General features: G+C 35.6%; 18 protein-coding genes. 11 read left to right on the top strand and 7 right to left on the bottom strand.

Translation table 11 applies throughout. The features are described from left to right. The first annotated feature begins 190 nt into the window (after positions 1 to 190). From ABN763_RS12045 to ABN763_RS12055, 3 genes are all read left to right on the top strand, one after another. Complete coding sequence (locus ABN763_RS12045) at positions 191 to 2,107, top strand: tetratricopeptide repeat protein (protein ID WP_410485720.1); 1,917 nt, start codon at positions 191 to 193, stop codon at positions 2,105 to 2,107. Continuing rightward, the gene (locus ABN763_RS12050; protein WP_410485721.1) at positions 2,097 to 2,735 is read left to right on the top strand and encodes a response regulator; all 639 of its coding nucleotides are present in this window, start codon (positions 2,097 to 2,099) and stop codon (positions 2,733 to 2,735) included. Before ABN763_RS12045 ends, ABN763_RS12050 begins: the two co-directional genes overlap by 11 nt. Positions 2,736 to 3,007: 272 nt before the next feature. Further along, the gene (locus ABN763_RS12055; RefSeq protein ID WP_410485722.1) at positions 3,008 to 3,238 is read left to right on the top strand and encodes a hypothetical protein; all 231 of its coding nucleotides are present in this window, start codon (positions 3,008 to 3,010) and stop codon (positions 3,236 to 3,238) included. A 67-nt stretch (positions 3,239 to 3,305) separates the two neighbouring features. Here the strand turns inward: ABN763_RS12055 and ABN763_RS12060 are convergent, their stop codons facing one another. The 3 genes from ABN763_RS12060 to ABN763_RS12070 form a co-directional block, all read right to left on the bottom strand. Next, positions 3,306 to 5,678, bottom strand: coding sequence for a hypothetical protein (locus ABN763_RS12060; RefSeq protein ID WP_410485723.1), 2,373 nt, complete (start codon positions 5,676 to 5,678; stop codon positions 3,306 to 3,308). A gap of 164 nt (positions 5,679 to 5,842) precedes the next feature. Next, on the bottom strand, positions 5,843 to 7,570 hold the full coding sequence (locus ABN763_RS12065; protein WP_410485724.1) for a thrombospondin type 3 repeat-containing protein: 1,728 nt from the start codon (positions 7,568 to 7,570) through the stop codon (positions 5,843 to 5,845). 231 nt (positions 7,571 to 7,801) lie between these two features. Further along, positions 7,802 to 9,658, bottom strand: coding sequence for a tetratricopeptide repeat protein (locus ABN763_RS12070; RefSeq protein WP_410485725.1), 1,857 nt, complete (start codon positions 9,656 to 9,658; stop codon positions 7,802 to 7,804). Positions 9,659 to 9,858: 200 nt separating this feature from the next. Here ABN763_RS12070 and guaA point away from each other — a divergent pair, with 200 nt between their 5' ends. The 4 genes from guaA to ABN763_RS12090 are packed head-to-tail and all read left to right on the top strand — an operon-like array spanning position 9,859 to position 14,582. Further along, complete coding sequence (gene guaA, locus ABN763_RS12075) at positions 9,859 to 11,391, top strand: glutamine-hydrolyzing GMP synthase (protein ID WP_410485726.1); 1,533 nt, start codon at positions 9,859 to 9,861, stop codon at positions 11,389 to 11,391. 4 nt (positions 11,392 to 11,395) lie between these two features. Continuing rightward, entirely contained in the window at positions 11,396 to 13,609 is a 2,214-nt protein-coding gene (locus ABN763_RS12080) for a LysM peptidoglycan-binding domain-containing protein (protein ID WP_410485727.1), read from the top strand. Beyond that, on the top strand, positions 13,606 to 14,016 hold the full coding sequence (locus ABN763_RS12085; RefSeq protein WP_410485728.1) for an OsmC family protein: 411 nt from the start codon (positions 13,606 to 13,608) through the stop codon (positions 14,014 to 14,016). Before ABN763_RS12080 ends, ABN763_RS12085 begins: the two co-directional genes overlap by 4 nt. A gap of 17 nt (positions 14,017 to 14,033) precedes the next feature. Continuing rightward, complete coding sequence (locus tag ABN763_RS12090) at positions 14,034 to 14,582, top strand: DUF922 domain-containing protein (RefSeq protein ID WP_410485729.1); 549 nt, start codon at positions 14,034 to 14,036, stop codon at positions 14,580 to 14,582. A gap of 35 nt (positions 14,583 to 14,617) precedes the next feature. On the opposite strand, the gene ABN763_RS12095 is transcribed toward ABN763_RS12090, so the two are convergent. The 3 genes from ABN763_RS12095 to ABN763_RS12105 all read right to left on the bottom strand — a co-directional run bounded on the left by ABN763_RS12095 (position 14,618) and on the right by ABN763_RS12105 (position 16,658). Next, positions 14,618 to 15,196 carry a hypothetical protein gene (locus tag ABN763_RS12095; RefSeq protein WP_410485730.1) on the bottom strand — a complete coding sequence of 193 codons (579 nt, stop codon included), beginning with the start codon at positions 15,194 to 15,196 and terminating at the stop codon, positions 14,618 to 14,620. Positions 15,197 to 15,379: 183 nt separating this feature from the next. Then, on the bottom strand, positions 15,380 to 15,958 hold the full coding sequence (locus ABN763_RS12100) for a hypothetical protein (RefSeq protein WP_410485731.1): 579 nt from the start codon (positions 15,956 to 15,958) through the stop codon (positions 15,380 to 15,382). Positions 15,959 to 16,019: 61 nt separating this feature from the next. Then, positions 16,020 to 16,658: a GDSL-type esterase/lipase family protein gene (locus tag ABN763_RS12105; RefSeq protein WP_410485732.1), complete on the bottom strand. Its 639-nt coding sequence runs from the start codon at positions 16,656 to 16,658 to the stop codon at positions 16,020 to 16,022. A gap of 41 nt (positions 16,659 to 16,699) precedes the next feature. On the opposite strand from ABN763_RS12105, the gene ABN763_RS12110 reads away from it, so the two are divergent. Beyond that, positions 16,700 to 16,933 carry a DUF3820 family protein gene (locus ABN763_RS12110; protein WP_410485733.1) on the top strand — a complete coding sequence of 78 codons (234 nt, stop codon included), beginning with the start codon at positions 16,700 to 16,702 and terminating at the stop codon, positions 16,931 to 16,933. 71 nt (positions 16,934 to 17,004) lie between these two features. Here the strand turns inward: ABN763_RS12110 and ABN763_RS12115 are convergent, their stop codons facing one another. Further along, positions 17,005 to 17,715 (bottom strand): DUF4197 domain-containing protein, encoded by a 711-nt coding sequence (locus tag ABN763_RS12115; protein ID WP_410485734.1) that lies wholly within the window; start codon positions 17,713 to 17,715, stop codon positions 17,005 to 17,007. Positions 17,716 to 17,750: 35 nt separating this feature from the next. Between ABN763_RS12115 and ABN763_RS12120 the strand changes: the two genes are divergently transcribed. From ABN763_RS12120 to ABN763_RS12130, 3 genes are all read left to right on the top strand, one after another. Continuing rightward, complete coding sequence (locus tag ABN763_RS12120) at positions 17,751 to 18,692, top strand: MBL fold metallo-hydrolase (protein WP_410485735.1); 942 nt, start codon at positions 17,751 to 17,753, stop codon at positions 18,690 to 18,692. Between the two features lie 153 nt (positions 18,693 to 18,845). After that, entirely contained in the window at positions 18,846 to 22,295 is a 3,450-nt protein-coding gene (locus ABN763_RS12125) for a methylmalonyl-CoA mutase family protein (protein ID WP_410485736.1), read from the top strand. Positions 22,296 to 22,454: 159 nt separating this feature from the next. Further along, entirely contained in the window at positions 22,455 to 23,807 is a 1,353-nt protein-coding gene (locus ABN763_RS12130; RefSeq protein ID WP_410485737.1) for an MFS transporter, read from the top strand. Positions 23,808 to 23,814 lie beyond the last annotated feature (7 nt).

Consider the following 23,814-nt stretch of genomic DNA (forward strand, 5'->3'; position numbering starts at 1 on the left):
TCTCAGGAGTAACCCTGAACGTTTATTAACTAATTAGTCAAATCTTGCATTAAATCAATAATTAGACTTTTTGGAGATGTAATAAAATGAAGTGCGGTTTATCGGTAAAATTACCTGTAAATCAATTTCGTATATTTAAAAAAGAGTATCCTTACTTTCTCCCGGCGCCTAAACTCTTAAAAATTTTATTTTGAAAATTAAGCTTATAATTATTCTTAGTGCTTTCTTATTCACCTTTTCTTTTGGTCAGAATAGAGAAATAGATAGTTTACTAAGTGTTATCAAAACATCCCAAGTAAAAAAAGAAAGAGCCTCTGCTTTTCAGCGTTTAGCATGGTTACACATTTTAAAAGATGTTGATCAAGCGCTTCTTTACTTAGATTCTGCAGCTAGTATTTATACTATGCTTAGCGACAAAAAGGGAATTTCAAACGTAAATTATAAATACGGAGTAATTAATAGATTTCAAGGGAATCATAATGAAGCGTTGTTGTATTTATCCAAGTTTATGGAATATTCTACCGCTAATGAAGATCTGAGAGGGCAGGCCAATGGGAACTATCAAATAGGAATTGTACATAGTCAACTGGGTAATTATCAAAAAGCAATCGAGGCGTATTTTAAGACTTTAAAAATATATGAAAATGATAAGGATTCCACTGGTATTGCTTTTACATTAAATGATATAGGCATAGTATACAAAAACTTAAATCAGTTTGAAGAAGCTAAGGTCACATATAACAGGGCGATTGAAATTCAAAAGAAAAAGAATGATATCAATAATCTGTCAACTACCTATGTGAATTTGGGTAATATTTATAGCATAAATAAAGAATTTGATAAAGCGATTTTCTATTATCAAGAATCTAAAACCATTGACTCAATTTTAAATAATGAGTATGGTGTGGCTAAAAGTGATCAAAGTATAGGGGAGGTTTTATTAGAAAAAGGTAATGATGAAGATGCATATGAATATTTATTGAACGCTGCCCAAATACAGAAAAAAAATGGTTATAAAATTGATTTAGCTGAAACTTATGTGAAAATTGGGTTACTATTATTAAATCAAGAAAAGTATAGAGAAAGTGAAAAATACTTCAATAATGCCTTAGCACTTAAATCAAAATCGATTAAAAGCAACTATGAAATACAATTGGGTCTGTATGAATTAACTAAAAAAAGAGGTGATTTTGAGAAATCATTACAACACTACACAAACTTTATAACCTATAAAGATAGTTTAACTCGTGACGAGCAGTTCAAAACTATCAATGAAATACGTATTAAATACGAAACCGAAAAAAAGGATAAAGAAATCGCCGAACAGGATTTAGCGTTACAAAAAGGTAAATCACAGGCAACCATACTAACCATTATTGCAATATCGTCTTTGTTTGGTGTTATTTTAATTTGGTTTTCATTTCGTCAACGTCAAAAACGTAAAAATCAAGAGATCCTTGCCCTTAAACGAGAGCATCAAGTTAAAACGTTAGAATCGCTTATTGAAGGAGAAGAAAAAGAACGTACTCGTATTGCAAAAGAACTACATGATGGGGTTAATGGTGATTTGTCTGCAATTAAGTTTAAGCTTTCTTCCTTAATTCATACAAACAATACCACTATTGAAGAGGCAATGACTATGATTGATAAATCCTGTGAGCAAGTAAGAGCCATTTCTCATAATTTAATACCACCGTCTTTAGAAGATTTTAATTTGATTGAGGCACTCGACAACTTCACTCAAAAGGTAAATGATCTCCATGCCATAAATATTTCTTTTTTTCATATTGGTGAAATGATTGAAATTTCAAAGAAAAGTGAACTTAATATATTTAGAATCGTTCAAGAATTGGTAGGCAATAGCATAAAACACTCCGGTGGAAGTGAAATTAATGTTCAACTGAGTACGATTAATGAAATGATTCAAATATCGGTTGAAGATGATGGTAAGGGTTTTGATACATCAAACAAGCAAAACTCGGGAATTGGGTTACAAAATATTCAATCGCGTATAGATTATTTAGGAGCGGCAATAGATGTTGATTCTTCAAAAGAAGGAACTTCTTATCTAATAGAAATTCAAAAAAAAGAACTCGATGATCACTAAAATTGCAATAACAGATGATCATATCATGGTGGCAAAAGGCATTGCTTCTATGCTAGCTGATACTAAGGAGATTGAAGTAGTTGGAACCTATAAAACGGGTAGTCAAACTTTAACAAACATTGGTAATGATAAACCGGATGTGTTGTTGTTAGATATTAACCTACCGGATATTAATGGAATTGATCTTTGTAAAACACTACTAAAGTCGAACAAAGAATTAAAGATTATTGCAATCACCAATTACGAAGATACCTCTTTTGTAAAACGTATTTTAAAAAACGGTGCACATGGGTATTTATTAAAAAATACAGATAGGATCGAGCTTATTGAAGCCATGAAAACCGTTTTATCTGGTGAGCAGTATTTGCAAAAAGATATTCAGAAAAAACTGCTGAATCAAACATTAGGCAAAAAACCGGCAGACACTTTGTTTACTAAACTTACAAGACGTGAAAAAGAGGTTTTACAGGCCATATCAGAGGAACTCACCACTCAGGAAATAGCCGATAAATTATTTGTAAGTGCTAAAACTGTTGAAACGCACAGAATGAATTTAATGAGTAAACTAAATGCACGTAATAGTGTAGGTCTTATTAAAACAGCGATAGAGTTAGATTTGTTGCAGTAGGTCTCGACTTCTGTCGATCATGAACTTGACGAAAGGATCGCCCCGACCTTATAAAATCACCCGCTAGATCAAGTTTTTTTAAAAATATTATTTAATGGTTGATTCAAATTCCCAAAAAGCATCTTGTACAATGTAAATGCACCCGTTGATATCAAGATATAGACCCTTCATATTAGGGGAATTCTATTTCATGAAATTAAGGAAATACCCTATAGTTTTAAGGCTAACTATTTAACAACTTGCAGATAGTAGCAATTACAAAAACATCCATAATGAAAACGTCTGTTATTTTAATCGCCCTAATTATCGTAAATACATCTGCCTTGCTTTCTGAAATTGTTGCCTCCTTGGTGAGTCGAATACCAATTTGGTTGCTGATTAGTGTCGAGGTCTTGTTGATTATCGGATTTTATTTGAATTACCTTCTTAAGGATGTTCGTAATCAATGTGAAATCAGTTTTAACGATATAGATCTTTATAACATAAAGTCAGCTAAAAAATAGGACTTTAGAACGTTTGTTAAAGATAATCTCAATACATTTTTTTCAATCGAGATCCGTCGTGACTGCATCATTTCTTGGTTAAAAGCAATTGCTTTTTCTCAAAAGGAATCCGAGATGTTGTAATATATAATTCTGGTTTAAAATCAAGATGTTCTGTATCATAGCTCATTACAAAAACTTCAATTTCTTTACCGATCATACTCTTTTCTAATGGAATGTAATACGTATAGTTGCTATCACTGCGCCTGTTTACATATTCCCAAGTATTAGATTGATATGAAACCGCCCGGTCGGGAGCACCAATATACGTACCATTAACTTTTGCCGCCGCATAAGCTCCCTCAACACCATGTTTTCCTTCTAAAGCAACGCATAAGTAACTTCCTTTTGCCATTTCGGTTGGAGTGAAGGTAGTTTTCCAGGTTTTAACTGCTTTCATTTTGTCTGCATGTGCAAATAGGTTAGAAGCTCTCCAATTTTTTGAATTTAATTGTTTGCCATTTTTGTAGCCTTCAACTTCTACTATTCTTTGGGGGGCATACCCGATTCTAAGATATCGAAACGGTTTATTGATTTTAATATTCGCATTGGTATCGGCGATGTATGCATCTTTTGTCCAGTTGATTAAATCGGTTGAGGTTTCTACCCAATTACCTTCAGCAAGTAACTGAGGTTGCAGGTCAAATTCATTTGTAACGATTATTCTCAATTCATCTAAATCGACAATTTCTCCAAGATCTAATCGAAAACAACCGCCTTTTATCCGCTGTTCTACATTCCATTTATGGTTAATATTCAATCCGGTTTTTAAATCGCCATCGAATAGGTTTTTGTCCCATATTCCTTTGTTAATAAATACATCTTGCTCAAAAAATGCCTGTTGTGCTTTTTTAACTTGCGGAATTGACGACCAGCCTGAACGTTGGATAGAGCGAACTTCTAACGCATTATTATCGGCTGAAAATACAGTTGCTTCATACAAGGCGTCTACATCTTTTGGTACTGAAATCTCAGTAAACTCATTCAGTTTTCGATGATATGGCAGTTTAATTTTTTTTTCAGCAAATGTGATTTTAAGTTGTTTCCCTGTGGAAAGTTTAGACTGCTTTTTTCCATCAATTATCGCCGTTTGGAATTTGGGATTTTGAATTTGAATATTCGTATTTGTACCCGGCATTCCGTTCAGTTCCACAACGGTTTCTTTATCGTTATCCTTAATCACCTGATAATTTACTCCTAGAATAGTAGGTTCGTCTAAGCTTTTACCTACATAAATGAGGGCACTTCTAAATGGTAATACCTCAATTTCAATTGATTTCCCATATTCGGCATTGGCAATAAATTTTTCAGTAGGATGAAATTGTCGTACCTCAACAATTCGTGATTCATCTAATCCGATTTCTTCATTTAAATTAATAGTGACTTTTTTGGATTCCCAGCTCAAATTTCGCAACGTGACGAAACGTTGTTTTTCGTTACCTCTTGCTAATGCAAATGGGCCATATGAATCAGGAAGTTTCTTTGCATCCATTAGTATATTCCGATATTTTCGATGCAGGTTGTATATTCTTGCTAGTTTGGGAAATTCATCATCTCTTAAAAACCAAGGATTTGCATAAATCTCAGGCGCCAGTATTAGACTACGACTAAAGGCCTGTAGGATGAGGTCATCATCCCAATAATCTAAGCAAGATGAAATACAAACACCATGATCTTCGGTTAATCGTTTCAAATCAGGTGTATGTCCTCTCGAAAGAGCTGCGACTCTATGGTGTGTTCCTGTAGTCTTATTAGCCATATGCACATCGATATAGGTCTCATCACCTCCCCATAAAAAGGTGGTAGAATGCGGTTTACCTTTACCAAGATCAAGCCGGTGATCTAACAAGATTAAATCGGGACTATGCTTTCTTACCTCCGTCATCATTTGCACAAAAGCATCTTGTTTTTCAGGTCGTAGCGCTCCACAGACCGCATCAAACTTAAATAGTTCAAATTCGTAGTCTCTGGCTAGTGATACCATTTGTTCAATACGTGCTTTTTCCTCTTTAGGTGTGTCACCAAATCCATCAGGACCACCCCAAACACCCAGTCGAGTACCCATTTGTTTAGCTTTTTTATAAACAGGATCAAAATGGCTAGGAAATTGATTTTTAAACCGATCGGAATCGGTACTACCATAAAACCGCTTCCCGTCAATTGTACCAGCGTCAAAAGCGTAAATATCCAGTCGCATACCATATTCGTCTTGCATCCATTTGAAAAAGTCAAGATTGATTAAGGTTTGTGCTTCAGTCGGGCCTTCGTTACAGTTATTGATCCAAGAAAAGTACTGTGCTCGTGATGGGGATTGCTCATCAGCACCGGGGAATACGTTGGATTTTTGACCTACCGCGCAAATATTTACCAATAAAAAAAGGACTAAAAGAGCATATTTCATGATCGCATGGTTTCTTTTAATTGTAATGAGAAAGATACCAATTGCAATAAATCGGGACAAATAAGAATCGATTGAAATTTTTCATAAGCAAAAACAGACCCGAAGGTCTGTTTTTAGAGCAAATTCAAAATTAAAATGAAGTTAATATACCGACACTTCGATATTTAATTACAGCTAGAAGGAACATCTTCAACGGTACTTTTTGTCTCTAGTACTTTTCCAAGAGTTGCTGTACCTTTTATAGAGATATCCAAAAAATCGGGACCTACTTGAGTAACAACACCATTAAACTTACTAAACTGTAGTTGCGACTGTAATGCTTTACCGCTTACTGCGACCCCCGATTCTGTTGCTCTCAGTCGAACACGCTGTACGAATTGCACCCTAGTATCATTAAAAATTTGGGCTACGTCATATACCAATGATGCACTTCCCGAAGGTACAGTTACGGTTCTTTCAAAGAAAATATCTTCCTCAACTGATTCTTGTGTTTCGTTAAAAGATGAGTTTTCACTTGTCATGCTAACACTTGCTTCTACCGTTGAGCTTAATTCAGCATTATAGGTTGCAGAGTTTCCAAAAAAACCAGCTTCTACTTCCATGCCAATAGTTGCTGTTACACTAGTACTTACGCTGCCTGTTAACGAAAAACGTTCTTCCCAACCTACGGTATTTACACTGGTTGCTTTCTCAGCACTACCAATCGTTTGTGTTAATGAACCATTTCCGCAGTTGGTCAAGGTACTGTTTGCTCCAAAACTTGTTGTTGGTTGTCCCACCATAGGCGAAAGGTATTTTATACCTAAAAGTGATGTTTCCCAGTCTAGTGTGTTTGCAATGATACGCCAGTATGCTTCATTACCTTCATCATCCGCTGCCATTCCAACTCCACCTATTACCTTTAAGCTTTTACCAGTGATTTTAGATATAAATATGTACTTACCATCCGATTTTTTTTCGATAATAAACTTGTAGAATTCGGTGGTCGATGCATTCAAGACATCGTTTATATCATCAAAATTGAACATTTTCACAAGTTTTTCTGAATCATTGCTTACCCCTACAAAACGACCGTATTCCTGAAGTTTTATAAAATACGTATTGATTTCATCCTCAATAGGAATGAAATTGAAAATAAAGTCTGGTTCCTTATCAATACCCTCCCAAGTAACACCTGATGATCTTGTTAAAATATCATCAAAAGCAGGATTTCTATTTACTTTCATTGCCATTGCTTGTGGTGCGCCTGTCTCGTTTACCACTTGAACATAATAAGGTTGATTCTCGCTCAAGGCAATTGCTCTGTTTTCTGGTGTTTCTTCCAGATCGGTAACATTCAATTCGTTGGGTTGCGCATTTTCACTAAAGATTACAGCCGAGATATCTTGGGTGATTATCGGGTTGTTATTTTCATCGTTTATCGTAATCGAAACTGGAACACCTTCTTTTAATTCATTAACAGCGGCCTCAGTTAGATCGGCTACTGACAGCTTAATTTGCCCAAGGAATGAGTGTTCGTCTAGGGCTACTGTTTCGGAGTAATCTCCACTTGTCGCATTCACGGTTACGACAGCTTCTTTAGGTTTATAGCCCTTTTTAGCAATGTTTCTTGTATTGATGACCATACCAATATCGCCTGCATATTGTTCAAAATCATCTGGGGTGACGCCATTTGTTACTACAATTTCACTTTCTTCTTGTTCTGGGCATCCATTGTTACTAGCGGGTCCTGACTCATTAGGACAGTTATCGTTTGTGTCAACGACACCGTCATTGTCAGCATCAGCGATTTGTTCAACGGGGTCGGATTCTTCTTTACTGCAGGAAGTGCAGCTCATAAAAAAGACTGTTAATACAAGTAATAATGCAAATAATCTGTTTTGTGTTTTCATCTTTCTGATTTCTGTGGTTAAACGTGTTATTTTCATGTCTGTGACCTACTCGGGACTTGATCTGCAGTATCGTACCGAGTAAGACCACAAAACAGGATGTCATTTTTGATGACCGGACAAACATAATCGATGGATTATCTGTGCCAAAAAAACAGCGGGGTACAAAAGGGGTACATAAAAAAACACCTGTATTCACAGGTGTTTCGAGAGTTTTTGAGTTTGAGTATTACCTTAAATCGCGATAACTACTGCTTCTAAAGATTCGTTAGAGTCAATACCCATTTTCTTGCGAAGGCGTTGTCTTGCTTTTTTAATACCATCACTCGAAATATTCAGGATATTAGCAATTTCCTTGGATGATAAATTCATTTTTAATAACGCCATTAACCGAAGATCATTCGATGTAATACTAGGATATTTTTCCTGAGCATTGGCATTAAAGTCTTTGTGTACTTCTTCAAAATATTTACTGAAGTTTTCCCAGTTATTATCGTCTTGCAGGTCAAAGTTGATGGTTTGTATGAGCATTTGGTAGCCGGGATCTGCATCAGCATCGGCTTTTAACACTTTGGCTTTTTCTTTTAAGTCGTTTAAAACTTCGTTCTTTTTGGCTAAGTGAAGCGCATGGGTAGTTAATTCTTTAGTTTTGAATTCGAGATCACTTTCAATTTTCTCTTTTTCAATTTTATTTCTTCTTATTCTTTCGTGGAAACCATAAATGCCAAAGCCAATCAGTAATATCGATAATGCCAAACCACCGCCTAACATTGTTTTTTGAAGACTGTCTACTTTTTTCTGTTCTTCTAAAAGGCTTATTTCAGTTTGTTGTTGCGTTATCTGTTGTTCCTTTTTTTCGGTTTCGTAAATGATGGTTAATTCTTCTACTTTCTGTTGATTTTTGACCGTAAAAATGGAATCATATAATTTAACGTTATCGTGTAACGAAGATAACGCTTGTTTATAATCACCTAAGTTTTCTTGGGAATAAGACTTTTCATGATAAGAACCAATTAGCAAGTCAAAACTCTTTGAATTCTTACTTATAGTGATTGCCTTATCCAAATGGTAAAGCGCTTTTTTGTATTTCTTCTGTTTATTATAAGCTACTCCCAGATTACGATGATTAACTGCCAGTTGGTCAGTGTTATTCATTGATTTAGCAATAGCAAGAGATTCATTATAAAACGATATCGCCTCGTCATAGTTTTCTTGCTTTGCTTCTAGTACTCCAAGAAGCGAAATTGTATTGGCAGTATTAAAAGTGAAATTCAACTCTTTCGAAAGTTTAAGTGACTCCATTAAATGATCTCTGGCCTTATCAAAATCCTGAAGAGATGTATAAATATCTCCCATAAATTTTTGTGTCTGCGCTTCCAGAGTTTTGTTATTAGTTTCTTTGCAAACTTCCAGACTCTCTTTATAACTTTCTAAGGCTTCGTGGTATTTTTTTTGTTCTTTATATATTTTGGCTATCATTGTCAAGCTTTGGGCAATTCTAGCTTTGTCTTCTACTTTTTTATATATTTTTAACGCTTTTTGTATTAATTCAAGTGCAATATTATCGTAGCCCATAGCCTCGTAATACAGATACTTTATGGTGTACACATTTGCTAAATTAGCTTCATCTTTATATTTCATGAATACCGGTTCAATGGAATCGAGTAACTTGATTGCTTTTTCTCTTTTACCACTGTAATAGTCAAAATATGCCACATTTATCTTTTGCTTCATTATTCTCAACGTGTCTTTAGCAAGTGCATAGTATTTAATGCTTTCATTTACTGAATAACGAGCTGAATCAAGTTTGCCTTTTATATTATAATAGGCCGTTATATAGCTATATGCATTTCCTTGGTTTAAATAATCTTTTGTTTTTTCAGAAATTTCAAGTGATTTCTTTAAGTATGCTAAAAACTGATCTGGATCATTGTGTCTATATAATTTGGCTACTTCTAACAATGTTGCAGCTTTAGTGCTATCAACTTTTGTTGTTTTGACAATAGTTAACATACTATCCAGTTTTTTCTGGTCCTGTCCAAATAAGATGTTTGTTGTTAAGAAGAGTATAAAAAGACACCTATATTTCATGTTGAATGATGTTTGGTTATCAATATAAAGATACCAATTAAGAGACGAGCTAAAATATAATAGGGTAGGACAAAAGGGGTACATAGCCAATTAAAGTACCGTTTTATTGAATTTTTCTTTTGTTAAAAAGTAAATGTTTAGGACTTAAAACTTTCCACTTTGAAACTTTTGCACTTTCTACTGAAATCCTATTTTTGCGCATGCAAGACAACGTCCTTATTTTAGACTTCGGTTCGCAATACACCCAGCTTATTGCCCGAAGAGTCCGAGAGCTTAATATTTATAGTGAAATTAAGCCATATGATAAAGTTCCAGAAGATTTATCACCTTTTAAAGCGGTTATTCTTTCAGGTTCGCCAATTTCGGTGAGAAGTGAGCAAGCCTTGCATCCCGATTTATCAAAAATTAAGGGAAAAATTCCGCTTCTTGGAGTTTGTTATGGCGCGCAATACCTAGCACATTTTAATGGAGGTCGCGTAGCAGAATCCAATACAAGAGAGTACGGTAGAGCTAATCTTGCCTCTATCAAGAATAACGAGCCTTTCTTTGAAGGTATAAAGGCTGGAAGTCAGGTATGGATGAGTCATTCTGATACGATAAAAGAACTTCCTGAAAATGCAGTACAACTAGCAAGTACTGCTGATGTTGATAATGCTGCATATAAAATTAGTGGCGAAGACACCTATGCGATTCAATTTCATCCTGAAGTATACCACTCGAAAGATGGGACCAAATTACTGGAGAATTTCTTGGTTAAAATTGCTGGTTTACGACAAGAATGGACTCCTGATGCCTTTGTTGAAACAACAGTGCAAGAGTTGAAAGATGAGATTGGTGATGAAAAGGTAATTCTTGGTTTGTCTGGCGGAGTGGATTCTACCGTAGCCGCTGTGCTACTGAATAAAGCTATAGGAGATCATTTGCAATGTATTTTTGTAAATAACGGACTTTTACGCAAAAATGAATTTGAAAATGTGCTCAAACAGTACGAAGGAATGGGCCTTAACGTTAAAGGAGTTGATGCTTCGGCACGTTTTTTGAAAGCTTTAGCAGGAGAGTCTGATCCTGAGGGAAAACGTAAGATCATAGGTAAAAGTTTTATAGAGGTATTTGATGACGAGTCGCATAAGATAGAAGATGCAAAGTGGTTAGGTCAGGGTACAATTTATCCAGATCGTATCGAATCAGTTTCAGCCTCAGGCGGCCCTTCAGCAGTTATAAAAAGTCATCATAATGTGGGAGGCCTTCCAGATTATATGAAATTGAAGATTGTAGAGCCTTTAAAAATGTTGTTTAAAGACGAGGTGAGAAGAGTAGGAGCATCCTTAGGGATTGATCCGGAACTTTTGGGAAGACACCCGTTTCCCGGTCCAGGCTTAGGAATTCGTATATTAGGAGATATAACCGCCGAAAAAGTGAGTATTTTACAAGAGGTAGACCATATTTTTATTAGCGGATTGAAAGAGCATGGTTTATATGATGCTGTGTGGCAGGCAGGTGCAATGTTATTACCGGTTAACAGCGTCGGAGTGATGGGCGATGAACGTACATATGAAAAGTGCGTGGCATTACGTGCCGTAGAAAGTACTGATGGTATGACTGCAGATTGGGTTAATTTACCCTATGAGTTTCTGCAAAAAATATCAAATGAAATAATAAATAAGGTAAAAGGCGTTAATAGAGTAGTGTACGATATTAGCTCAAAGCCACCAGCTACTATTGAATGGGAATAATTATATGAATAAGATTTTAAGTGTGATCATCCTGCTTTTTCTAGGATTTCAATTATCCTATGCTCAGGACGAAAATTATAGAAGACATCGCGTTCAGGAAAATGAAACATTAGAGAGTATTGCAAGGGCGTATAAAGTAAGTCCGTTTGACATTATTAAGTTAAATCCTAATGCTAAAGACGGCATAGATACTACGATGGTGCTGCGCATACCCTCCAACGCCTTGGTGAGTGATAAAAAACCACTGAGAACCGTTTCTTTTGTTGATTATAAGGTAAAACGTAAAGAGACCATTTTTGGAATTTCTCAAAAGTTTAAGGTCAGCATAGATGATATTAAAAAGCATAATCCTACCTTATATGTTGATGAGTTGCAAAAGGGTAGTGTAATCAAAATTCCTCAATATAAGGAAGAAGTTACCACGGTAACAATACCGCTAGGTGATGATACTCCTAAAATGCCTGAGGAACAGGTTCAACAACAAATACCTTCGTTGTCAGCTTTACGGAAACCTACAATAAAAGACTCGTTGGTTGGCTTTAAAAAACATAAAGCCAGAAAAAGAGAAACGTTGTTTAGTTTGTCGCAGAAATACAACATTGCGATCGATTCTATTAAAAAATACAATCGATTTTTATATGGTTCTCAATTGAAGAAGGGTGACAGACTTCAAATTCCTGAATACATTCAGATAAAAGAAGAGTCTCCTTTTGCAAATATTGATCTTGTAGAGTATATCGTTTTACCCAAAGAAGGGAAATGGCGGGTAGCCTATAAATTTGGAATCACCCAAGAAGAGTTGGCATTGTACAATCCACAAATGGGAGAGATGCTTCAAGAGGGTGAAATTATTTTGGTTCCCAATAAATCATCTGATGAAACGGACAAGGTTGATGACAATTACCATTATTATGAAGTAAAACAAGCGGAAGGTTTTTATCGATTGAAGGTAAAACTAGGTTTGGATGAAGATACCATTCGTTTACTGAATCCTGAAATTGATGCTTTAGGCGGACTTAAAAAAGGAATGATTTTAAAAATCCCTAAAAATAGTGAGGGTGATTTTAACGTGACTGATTTGTTATTGACAGAACGTTTTAACCTAATTGACAGCATTCAAATGGGGCATACATCAAATGTCGCTGTGATGCTTCCTTTCAAGTTAAATGAGGTCGACTTACAAAATCCAGCTGATGCGCGTGAAAAAATTAAAGCAGATGAGCTAATAGCAAATACTTTGGATTTTTATACGGGTGTTTTAATGGCGGTTGAGAAGGCAAAAACCTATGGCTTATCAACCAATTTAACGGTGTATGATGTCGAGTTCAATAATAAAAAGTTAGATGATATTTTGTTGATTAAAGACTTTGAAAATACCGATGCTGTCATTGGGCCTTTTATCCAAACCAACGTCAACAAAGTAGCCGGACATTTACGTTCGTTAAATATTCCTGTAATGTCTCCTTTAGTATCTAAAGACCAACAGCTTTATAACAATATTTTTCAAACAATGCCGCCAACCAACGTGCTTCGAGGGAAGATGATAAACTATATCAAAAATAATATTGGCGAACGAGAATTACTTATTATTGCTGATGAAGATCAGGAAGCTATTAAGCAGCAACTCCTGTTAGAATTCCCAGATGCATTAAGTATCGACCTGATACAAACTGAGAAAGAAAAAGAAGAGAACAGAGGGAAGTTCGTCAAAAGAGACGTACTGGAGGAGTTGTTGGTTAAAGAAAAGGAGTACTGGGTCTTATTAGAAACGAATAGTAAAGTGCTCGGAGCAAACGTTACTTCGTTACTCAATGCTTTTGTGATCGAAGAGTTTAATATTACCCTATTTACAACTTTGAAAGCTAGTTTTTATGAAGAAGAAGTAATATCTAATTCGCATTTGGCTAACTTAAGCTTCCATTTTCCCTCAGTAGAAAAAGTACAAACTTTAGGAGGAAACAACGATTTTGAAAAAGCATATAAACAAACATATTATATAGCTCCTAGTAAATGGGCGGTGAGAGGTTATGACTTAACAGTGGATACACTGCTAAGACTTGCATATAATAAGAATATGCAATCAAGCTCATACCTTATAGGAGAGACGGAGTATGTTGAGAATAAGTTTCATTATCAGCGTATGAATGACAAAGCATTTTATAACAGTGGAGTTTATATCATGAAATACGACGGATTTTCAACCAAAGAAGTACGATGACATCTATAGTAAGATACGACGGCGACCTTCGCACGACCTGTGTACATTTAAAGTCGAACAACGATTTTATCACGGATGCACCAACCGACAATAATGGAAAAGGAGAAGCGTTTTCTCCAACAGATACTGTAGCAACTGGACTTGCCAGTTGTATGCTCACAGTAATGGGAATTAAGGCTAGAAATATGGAGCTAGATATGCTGCATGCATCTGCTCAAGTTACAAAGCATATGGCTTCAAATCCTAGGCGAATAAGTAAGATTGAAGTCGTATTGAATATGCCGTTTGATTTTGATGATAAGACTAAGAAAATTCTCGAAAATACTGCTAATACTTGTCCTGTGCACTATAGTTTGCATCCCGATATTGAAAAGGTTGTGACTTTCATTTGGGGCAAAAAAGAGTAATTCGTAAGACAAAGAAAATGACAAAGCAATTTACAATAGTGGTTATTGTTTGGTTGCTTTTTTCTTTTAATACTATCGCGGCACAAGATGAAAATACGATTCGTTGGAGTTCCGAACGCAAACTAACATGGAATGATTTTAGAGGGGAGCCTGAGATTCATTCGTCGCCAGCAGCAGTTACAGCTTCAGGAATTGATCATGGTTTCTCTGCCAGTTTAGTTGGTCAGAAAGTAACTTATGAAAGTCAAGTACATTGTTATTTTATTCCTGAAAAATCATGGTACAAAAAGCAGCTAGCTGATGAGGCTTTATTAGCACATGAACAACTTCATTTTGATATCGCCGAACTACATGCTAGAATGCTTCGTAAACGTATTTCTAATTACAAATTTACACCCAACATTAAAAAAGAGATGAATACACTCTACTCCAATACGGTAAAGCAGTTAAAGGAGTTTCAAAAGAACTATGATCAGGCGACTAACTATTCTATTAATACTAATCAACAAAAAATTTGGCAGGCAAAAGTAGCAGCCCTTTTAAAAGAATATAGCGACTATCAATAAAGAGTTCGCCATAAATCAATAATGATCGTATAGGTCTAATTTGCTTTTTCGAAGGAAATCGTAGAATTAAAATTAAATATACTAGGAGTGCCTTCAACATCAAAACTACCCTCTGTGGTAATTTCCAATACAAGTGTTTGACTTGTTATATTAAGAATAGTGATTTTATTTTCCCGAAAACTTATATTCTGAGCCCCTTCAATAAGATCAACAATATCTGGTTGGAATATGTTATTTCCCAGGACCAATTCATTGCCGCTTATTTGATAAGTAGTTGATCCGGAAGGTGCTTGTACTTGTGTTTCTTCAACGATATCATCCAAAGAAGGTACTCTGATGGTAAGGACCGATGTGTAACTTCCGCTACAGCTCACAGTTTCTGGCCCTTCTTCAAACACGCAGTCAAAATTCTCGTCCTTAGAAACTGAATCAAAACTGGTAACTATTGGGATATTTTGAACAGTAGTGGTGGCATTTCCATCAAATTCAACACTGACTAAATTCCAAGTGCCGGCAATACTATTATTGTTAATGGGATTATCATTACCATCATCTAAATCACAGGAAACAAAAAGTAAAAGAGTAGCGGCAAAAAGCAATTTTAAAAATTTCATGATTTACAAATAGTTTTAATATGTACGTTTAGATATACGAATTTATTGTAATACTAGATTATTTCTCGACACATGAGGCAATTTCTATTCCCTAAATGTCATATTTCGCAGATTTTTATCTAAAAAGTATAGCGATTATCAACAATATGATAATCGCTATACCTTAAAAAATAACCTATTTTATTAATTTACTTTCGTTAGCGTTGCTGTTGCCTTAAGATCAAATTCAACTGTTGCACCTTGTTGTTCATATGTACCCTTGCTTACAGATTCTATGACCATTGTTGTTTCAGAAATTGATTTTATCACAGTGGAGTTTTCATCGAACTGCACATTTTCAGCGATCTCGACGCCACTTGAGTCGCTGTAGTTGAAAAAATCCTCCCCTAAAACTAAGGTATTCCCATTTTCTAAGATATAGGTTGTGCTACCGTTTGAATCAGGTACTACGGCCTCTTCCGTTATCGGATCTTGGCCCGGAACACTGATTGTTAAAACAGTTGTATAGCCACCTTCAAATGAAATCGTGTTTTCAGTGAAAGTATAGGCTAGATCTTCGTCTTTTGAAGTACCAGTGAACGTTGTTGAAATTGAAATACCTTCCAGAGATATCGCTGTTGTACCTTCTGTTTCTATGCTTGAAGTATCCCAAGTGCCAACTAGGCTATTAGTATCTGTATTTACATCAGATTCTGTATCATCACTATTACAAGAGATAAACAATAGTAAGGTGCTTGCAAAAAGTAGTTTGTAAAGTTTCATTATGATTAAATTATATACGCAATTATAACGTTTTTTTGGATCGTTAATTATGATGTTCTGGTTAATTTATGAAGGAACTTATCACTTTTTTCCAAATTTTATATCCCTTTTCATTCATATGCAGATCGTCGTCTAAAAAAATATCCTGAATCGGGCGATCATTATCAATCATTGGGGACCAAACATCAACAAAAGAAAGGTTTTCTGCTAGGCATAAGTCTTTTAAAGCATTATTTAACTTAACGTATTCTCCTTTTAAATGCCATCTAGCGATGCTGGGTTTCGGCGATATAATGAAGAGCTTAGTATTGGGTAAACGCCTTTTAGTCCAACGTATAAAACGTTTGAAGTGTTTCAAAGTCTTTTTAGGAGAAGTGCCTCTGGCTATATCGTTATCTCCTTCATAAATAAAAAGTTTTATCGGTTTAAAGTCTCTTACGAGTTTATTTCTATGTCTGATAAGATCAATCATTTCAGAGCCACCAAAACCAGTATTCAGTATGGAGACTTCTGGAAATGTACTATTAATAGCATGCCACATGCGAACACTGCTACTACCTGTAAAAATAATATTGTCAGTATTGCTTTGATAAGAACTATATTTTAAGCTTAGAGCATTCACCTCTTGCTTGAGGGCTCGCTTATGTTGTGAGAATAAAAAAAATGGGAACAATATGAATAGTATTAAGTAGTGTCGCATGAGGAATATTTGGTTTAAATTTACCAATACTTTTGTAGTAAATGGAGTTTAAACCTGACAAAGAAGCTTTAATAAAGTTAATACAGTACAAAATGCCTTTCGGGAAGTATAAAGATTGGTATTTAGTTGATATCCCTGAATATTATTATACCTGGTTTCGACAAAAAGGGTTTCCCAAAGGTAAACTAGGGGAGATGATGCGATCAGTTCATGATATGAAATCGAACGGTTTAGATTCCTTATTAGCTGATTTAAAGCAAAAAATAAACAGTTAGATTTGGAAATTTATCAACCAAAAAAATATGGATTGAATCAACTGCTACATGAAGTCAATTACTATAGCCTATTAACGCCCATCTTGTAGTGCAAAAACCTTTCTTAATAAATCAGTGGTTCGACTTCCAATCTTATTTCTGATCTCTTTTTCTTCCACTGCTATCATGGTATAAACACCTTTCAATGCTTCATTTGTAACATAATCAGTTAGATCAGGATTCACATCATTTACTAAGGGAAGACCGTTGTATTTGGTGATAAGGTTGGTCCATATTTTGTCAGCTCCTACTTTTCCAAACGATTGTTTAATCACAGGATTAAACTTGTCATAAAGAGCAGCATTTGTTCTCGTTTCCAGATATTGTGTGGCAGCGTTGTCTTCACCTAATAAAATATTTTTAGCATCATTAAAGGTGATTCCCTTTACGGCATCAACAAAGATTGGGGTAGCCTCCTTGACTGCATCTTCAGCCGCCCTATTAAGTGCCTTTAAACCTTCATCGGCCAATTTATTAAGACCAATGTCACGTAGTGTTTTATCAACTTTTCGCAGTTCTTCTGGGAGTAAAATTTTCACTAGCTCATTTTTATAAAAACCATCTGTTTGGGTGAGTTTTGTGACCTGTTTGTCGATACCGAAATCTAATGCTTGGCGTAAACCAGCACCAATATCAGCATTTGATAAAACCCCTCCGTCTTGCGGAAGTTGATTTACAACTTGTTGTAATTCTGCACATGAAGTGATAGTAAAGATGATTAAGACTGGTAAAATTTTTCTCATTTTTTGGGTATGTTTGATCAATCAATTCAAATATAATGAATTATATACGTTGCTTTTTATTGCTATTGGTTGTAGGATGCACAAATAAGACTGAGGATAAAGAATCGTCAGCGGCAGGTTCAAAAATCTATTTGACCGTTTTAGGAATTGTACAAGATGGTGGTTACCCACATATTAACAATCCTAAAGAATTTGAAGCGGTTAAGCAAGATAGTAAGAATAGGAAATACGTTGTTTCTTTAGGGCTGGTCGATACCTATAATGGTAAGAAATTTCTTTTTGAAGCTACCCCCGACATGCCATTTCAGTTAAATCACTTAGAAAATGAACATTTAAAAACACAGCATATTATTGACGGTGTTTTTCTCACTCACGCACACATAGGTCATTATGCCGGTCTTATGCATTTTGGTCGTGAAGCTATGGGAGCTGTAAACATTCCGGTGTATGCTATGCCTAAAATGAGACAATTTTTAGAAAATAATGGTCCATGGTTACAGTTAGTAAAACTGAAAAATATTCAGTTAAACACAATATTTAAGGATAGTACTATCAATATAACTTCAAGATTAAAAGTGACTCCCTTTCTGGTTCCACATAGAGATGAATTTTCTGAAACCGTGGGATATAAGATTGAAGGACCTAATAAGTCGGCATTGTTTATTCCTGATATTGATAAATGGGAAAAGTGGAACAAAAATATTGTAGATGAAGTTAAAAAGGTAGACTATGCTTTAATAGATGCTACCTTTTTTGCTGATGGCGAAATTCCAAGACCCATGTCAGAAGTACCTCACCCGTTTATTCAAGAAACCGTCGATCTGTTCAAAGATGAAACATACAAGGAGAGGTCGAAGATTGTTTTTATTCATTTCAATCATTCTAATCCAGTCCTAGAGTTAAATTTTGGAGCACGAAGAAAGTTAGAAAAAGAAGGTTATCAATTTGCATTTAGGGGAATGAATTTGCCACTTTAAATGTCTTATTTGTCATATTCTTTATTAATCTTTTCAATTAATAAAAAAAAAGCAACTATTTAACAAAGATGACAATTACAGAATTGCTAATCAACCTTCGTGTTTATTGAAAAATCTGTAATTTTACAGCAATAAATTGACTTAATTTTATCAATGGAACAAATAGCGCCCTATAAGCCCAAAAACAAAGTACGAATTGTAACTGCAGCTTCATTGTTTGATGGACATGATGCCGCAATCAATATTATGCGGCGTATTATTCAAAGTACTGGGGTAGAGGTTATTCATTTGGGACATGACCGTAGTGTTGAAGAAGTGGTGAATACGGCAATTCAAGAAGATGCAAATGCCATTGCAATGACATCGTACCAAGGGGGACATAATGAATATTTTAAATATATGTATGATTTGCTGAAGGAAAAAGGTGCAGGTCATATTAAGATTTTTGGCGGTGGCGGAGGTGTAATTCTTCCAGAAGAAATTCAGGAGTTAATGGATTATGGAATAACAAGAATTTATTCACCTGATGATGGACGCGAAATGGGTTTACAGGGTATGATTAATGATCTTGTTGAAAAATCGGACTATCCTATCGGAGATCGCTTGAATGGAGAGGTAGATGTACTGGAAAGAAAAGATCCAAAATCTATAGCGAGAGTCATTTCAGCAGCTGAAAACTTTCCAGATGTTGCGCAAAAGGCACTAGATGTTATTCATAAAAAGAATGAAAACTCAGTTACCCCAGTTTTAGGTATTACAGGTACTGGTGGTGCTGGTAAGTCAAGTCTGGTTGACGAATTAGTGAGACGTTTTTTAGTAGATTTCCCTGAAAAAACGATTGGTTTGGTATCAGTCGATCCTTCCAAAAGAAAAACAGGTGGCGCATTATTAGGAGATCGCATACGAATGAATGCCATTAATTCGCCAAGAGTGTATATGCGTTCGTTGGCAACAAGACAGTCTAATCTTGCACTTTCAAAATATGTGAATGAAGCTGTTGAAGTTTTAAAGGCAGCACATTATGATCTGATCATTCTAGAAACCTCAGGAATTGGTCAAAGTGATACGGAAATTTTAGAACATAGTGATGTTTCTTTATATGTTATGACACCCGAGTTTGGTGCCGCAACGCAATTAGAAAAGATCGACATGCTCGATTTTGCTGATTTAGTCGCCATTAATAAGTTTGATAAAAGGGGTGCATTAGACGCTTTACGTGATGTCAAAAAACAATACATGCGCAACCATAACTTATGGGATACTCCTCAGGAGGAACTCCCTGTATTCGGTACCATAGCTTCTCAGTTTAACGATCCAGGTATGAATACGCTCTATAAGGCGATTATGGACAAGGTAAATGAAGCTACCGCAGTCAGTTTAAAATCGACTTTCGAGATATCAAAAGAGATGAGCGAGAAGATTTTTGTAATTCCCCCGGCGCGAACTAGATACCTTTCTGAAATCGCTGAAAATAACAGATCTTATGATAAAACGGTTGATGCACAAGTAGATGTTGCACAAAAGCTATATGGCATTTATAAAACTGTTGAAACAGTTAGTAATGTTAACTTGAGCGGTGTGGAAGGGTCTTTTCTAACGAAAACTGGTCTCGATGAAAATGAGATTCTGAAGCAAGTGCAGAATGAAGATCGTGACTTTACGAATCTATTAATTGCCCAATTTAATAAAACCAAAATGGATCTTGATCCTTATAATTGGGAAACGATCCTCGGTTGGAGCGAGCAAGTGAATAAATACAAACAGCCTATTTATTCCTTTAAGGTAAGAGATAAGGAGATTAAAATAGAAACACATTCAAAGTCTCTATCACATATTGATATTCCTAAAGTTACGTTGCCAAAATATCAAGCATGGGGTGATATTTTAAGATGGTGTTTGCAGGAAAATGTTCCTGGAGAATTTCCTTATGCTTCCGGTTTATATCCGTTTAAAAGAACAGGTGAGGACCCAACTAGAATGTTTGCAGGTGAGGGTGGACCCGAACGTACAAACCGACGTTTTCATTATGTAAGCCTGGGTATGCCGGCAAAACGACTTTCCACGGCATTTGATTCGGTAACATTGTATGGTAACGACCCCGATCATCGTCCAGATATTTATGGAAAAATAGGTAATTCAGGGGTTTCTATTTGTTGTTTAGATGACGCGAAAAAACTATATTCTGGTTTTGACCTTTCGCATGCAATGACATCTGTTAGTATGACGATTAATGGGCCTGCACCTATGTTATTAGGTTTTTTTATGAATGCGGCTATCGATCAAAATTGTGAAAAGTATATAAAAGAAAAAGGACTTGAGCAGGAGATAGAAGCAAAAATAGCCACGATTTATAAGGAAAAAGGGATCGATAGACCTCGATATCAAGGTGATTTACCTGAAGGTAATGATGGATTAGGATTGATGCTGCTTGGAGTAACAGGTGATCAAGTGCTATCAACGGAAGTTTATGGTAAAATAAAAGCTGAAACCCTATCGCAAGTTCGTGGTACGGTGCAAGCTGATATTTTAAAGGAAGATCAAGCACAAAATACCTGTATTTTCTCGACTGAATTCGCTCTGCGATTAATGGGTGATGTTCAGCAGTATTTTATAGAAGAAAATGTCAGGAATTTTTATTCTGTTTCTATTTCAGGTTACCATATTGCTGAAGCCGGGGCCAACCCCATTTCTCAGCTCGCATTTACTTTAGCCAACGGATTTACTTATGTAGAGTACTACTTGAGTAGAGGAATGGATATTAATAAATTCGGACCTAATTTATCATTCTTTTTTAGCAATGGAATTGACCCAGAATATGCTGTTATTGGTCGAGTAGCGCGAAAAATATGGTCAAAGGCGATGAAACTTAAATATGGGGCAAATTCTCGTGCTCAAATGTTAAAGTATCATATTCAAACATCAGGTAGAAGCTTACACGCTCAGGAGATCGATTTTAATGATATTAGAACAACCCTACAAGCGTTGTATGCCATTTACGATAACTGTAATTCATTGCATACCAATGCCTATGATGAAGCAATCACTACGCCAACAGAAGAGTCTGTGCGCAGGGCTATGGCAATACAACTCATTATCAATAAAGAATTGGGGTTAGCAAAAAACGAAAACCCCATTCAGGGCTCATTTATTATTGAAGAGTTGACCGATCTTGTTGAAGAAGCAGTGTTGTTAGAATTTGATAGGATTACAGAACGAGGTGGTGTTCTTGGCGCGATGGAAACCATGTATCAGCGTAGCAAAATACAGGAAGAGAGTTTGTACTATGAGACGTTGAAGCACACGGGAGAGTTTCCAATTATTGGTGTGAATACTTTTTTAAGTAGTAAAGGTTCACCGACAATTACTCCGTCTGAAGTTATTAGGGCAACTGAGGAGGAGAAAGAATTCCAAATAACTACATTAAACAATTTACACATCGCTTCTAAGGATAAAGCAACTGAAGCTTTAAAGAAAGTGCAGCATGCTGCCATTAATAACCAAAACATTTTTGAAGAGTTAATGGAGGCTACTAAAGTTTGTTCGCTAGGCCAAATAACCAAAGCTCTTTTTGAAGTAGGAGGGCAGTATAGAAGAAATATGTAGGCAGAGAGGCAACTCATTACAAGCGACACTGCTATACGAGGAATACGAATTGCGTGTCCCGTTTAGTATCGCGATCGTATTAATGGTAGGTTGGATAGCGAATTCTTGTGTCAAGAAATGCTTTGTTAATTCATTATCTTTATACAAACCAACTACTTAATGGCTATCTCAGGTTTTTTAAAGTCAAAAATTTTCCCAATTCTTCTTGTGAATTTTATCGGAATACTTGGCTATAGCATTGTAATTCCGATTCTTATTTTTATTGTGATAGACCTGGGAGGAAATGGCTTTGTTTATGGGATTTTAGGTGCTATGTATCCGTTTTTTCAGTTTATAGGAGCCCCTATTCTTGGAGGGTTATCGGACAAAATAGGAAGAAAAAAGGTGTTAATAATCTCTCAGGTTGGAACATTCATAGCTTGGTTACTTTTTCTATTGGCATTTGTTTTACCAAAAACAACACTGTGGGAGCAAAGCACCGATGTTACAGGTGAATATGTAATGACCTTACCATTGCTTGTTATATTCCTCGCCAGAATTTTTGACGGATTTACAGGGGGAAATGTTTCTGTAGCAAATGCTTATTTATCCGATATTTCAACCGATGAAGATAGAAATAAGAATTTCGGACTAATGGGGTCATCTACCAGTACAGGATTTGTATTAGGCCCTGCATTGGCTGGAGTTCTTGCCTCAACTATACTAGGTGAAGTTTTGCCATTATTGTTAGCGGCTATAATTTCGTTAATTGCAATTATTGTAATTAATACGCGATTAAAAGAGAGCAACCCTTGCGTTGTTGATACCGGAGATGCAGGTATTAAATCGTTTCGTCGTTTTTTTCAAGTAGAACATAAGGATTGTTATACAAAAGGTGAAAAGATGCAGATAAAGGAGTCGCAAAAAGGTTTCAAGACAATCTTAAAAGTACCGGGAGTACCTATTTTGTATTCGGTTTATTTTTTAACCTTTCTGGCTTTTAGTCTATTCTATGCTGGATTACCAATATATGCAAATACAATTTTAGATTGGTCAGCATCGCAGCTGGGCATTTTCCTTGCTTATTCCAGCCTTATTATGATCGTTGTTCAAGGACCAATACTATCTCGTTTATCAAAAAAGTGGTCCAACTATGGATTAATATTAGTAGGATCTATCTTTCTATCTGTGAGTTTTCTGATGTTATCCAGTATCAATATCCTTATTCTGTATTTAGCTTGTACCCTGTTATCAATAGGTAATGGACTTATGTGGCCTAGTTTTCTGGCGTTGCTGGCAGGGACGGGAAATAAGAGCATTCAAGGTAAAATACAAGGATATGGAAATAGTATGGGAAGTTTTGCGAGTATGTTAGGTTTGATTCTAGGCGGAATATTATTTGAAAGTATCACTACTACTATTTTTACTATTGGTGGGTTTATTTTTTTATTGATAACGATTTTTCTGTTAATCAATAGATTAAAGGCTAAAAACAAACCAAAAGAAATCTCAGAAAGAGCGGTTGTTTCTTAATATCAGT

The sequence above is a fragment of the Spongiivirga sp. MCCC 1A20706 genome (genome assembly GCF_046524175.1).
Taxonomy (GTDB): Bacteria; Bacteroidota; Bacteroidia; order Flavobacteriales; family Flavobacteriaceae; genus Spongiivirga.

What these genes read in the sequence shown, in the direction of transcription:
- ABN763_RS12050 (WP_410485721.1), top strand. Translation starts at nt 2,097, where the DNA reads ATGATCACTAAAATTGCAATAACAGATGATCATATCATGGTGGCAAAA.
- ABN763_RS12055 (WP_410485722.1), top strand. Translation starts at nt 3,008, where the DNA reads ATGAAAACGTCTGTTATTTTAATCGCCCTAATTATCGTAAATACATCT.
- ABN763_RS12060 (WP_410485723.1), bottom strand. Translation starts at nt 5,678, where the DNA reads ATGAAATATGCTCTTTTAGTCCTTTTTTTATTGGTAAATATTTGCGCG.
- ABN763_RS12065 (WP_410485724.1), bottom strand. Translation starts at nt 7,570, where the DNA reads ATGAAAACACAAAACAGATTATTTGCATTATTACTTGTATTAACAGTC.
- ABN763_RS12070 (WP_410485725.1), bottom strand. Translation starts at nt 9,658, where the DNA reads ATGAAATATAGGTGTCTTTTTATACTCTTCTTAACAACAAACATCTTA.
- guaA (WP_410485726.1), top strand. Translation starts at nt 9,859, where the DNA reads ATGCAAGACAACGTCCTTATTTTAGACTTCGGTTCGCAATACACCCAG.
- ABN763_RS12080 (WP_410485727.1), top strand. Translation starts at nt 11,396, where the DNA reads ATGAATAAGATTTTAAGTGTGATCATCCTGCTTTTTCTAGGATTTCAA.
- ABN763_RS12085 (WP_410485728.1), top strand. Translation starts at nt 13,606, where the DNA reads ATGACATCTATAGTAAGATACGACGGCGACCTTCGCACGACCTGTGTA.
- ABN763_RS12090 (WP_410485729.1), top strand. Translation starts at nt 14,034, where the DNA reads ATGACAAAGCAATTTACAATAGTGGTTATTGTTTGGTTGCTTTTTTCT.
- ABN763_RS12095 (WP_410485730.1), bottom strand. Translation starts at nt 15,196, where the DNA reads ATGAAATTTTTAAAATTGCTTTTTGCCGCTACTCTTTTACTTTTTGTT.
- ABN763_RS12100 (WP_410485731.1), bottom strand. Translation starts at nt 15,958, where the DNA reads ATGAAACTTTACAAACTACTTTTTGCAAGCACCTTACTATTGTTTATC.
- ABN763_RS12105 (WP_410485732.1), bottom strand. Translation starts at nt 16,658, where the DNA reads ATGCGACACTACTTAATACTATTCATATTGTTCCCATTTTTTTTATTC.
- ABN763_RS12110 (WP_410485733.1), top strand. Translation starts at nt 16,700, where the DNA reads ATGGAGTTTAAACCTGACAAAGAAGCTTTAATAAAGTTAATACAGTAC.
- ABN763_RS12115 (WP_410485734.1), bottom strand. Translation starts at nt 17,715, where the DNA reads ATGAGAAAAATTTTACCAGTCTTAATCATCTTTACTATCACTTCATGT.
- ABN763_RS12120 (WP_410485735.1), top strand. Translation starts at nt 17,751, where the DNA reads ATGAATTATATACGTTGCTTTTTATTGCTATTGGTTGTAGGATGCACA.
- ABN763_RS12125 (WP_410485736.1), top strand. Translation starts at nt 18,846, where the DNA reads ATGGAACAAATAGCGCCCTATAAGCCCAAAAACAAAGTACGAATTGTA.
- ABN763_RS12130 (WP_410485737.1), top strand. Translation starts at nt 22,455, where the DNA reads ATGGCTATCTCAGGTTTTTTAAAGTCAAAAATTTTCCCAATTCTTCTT.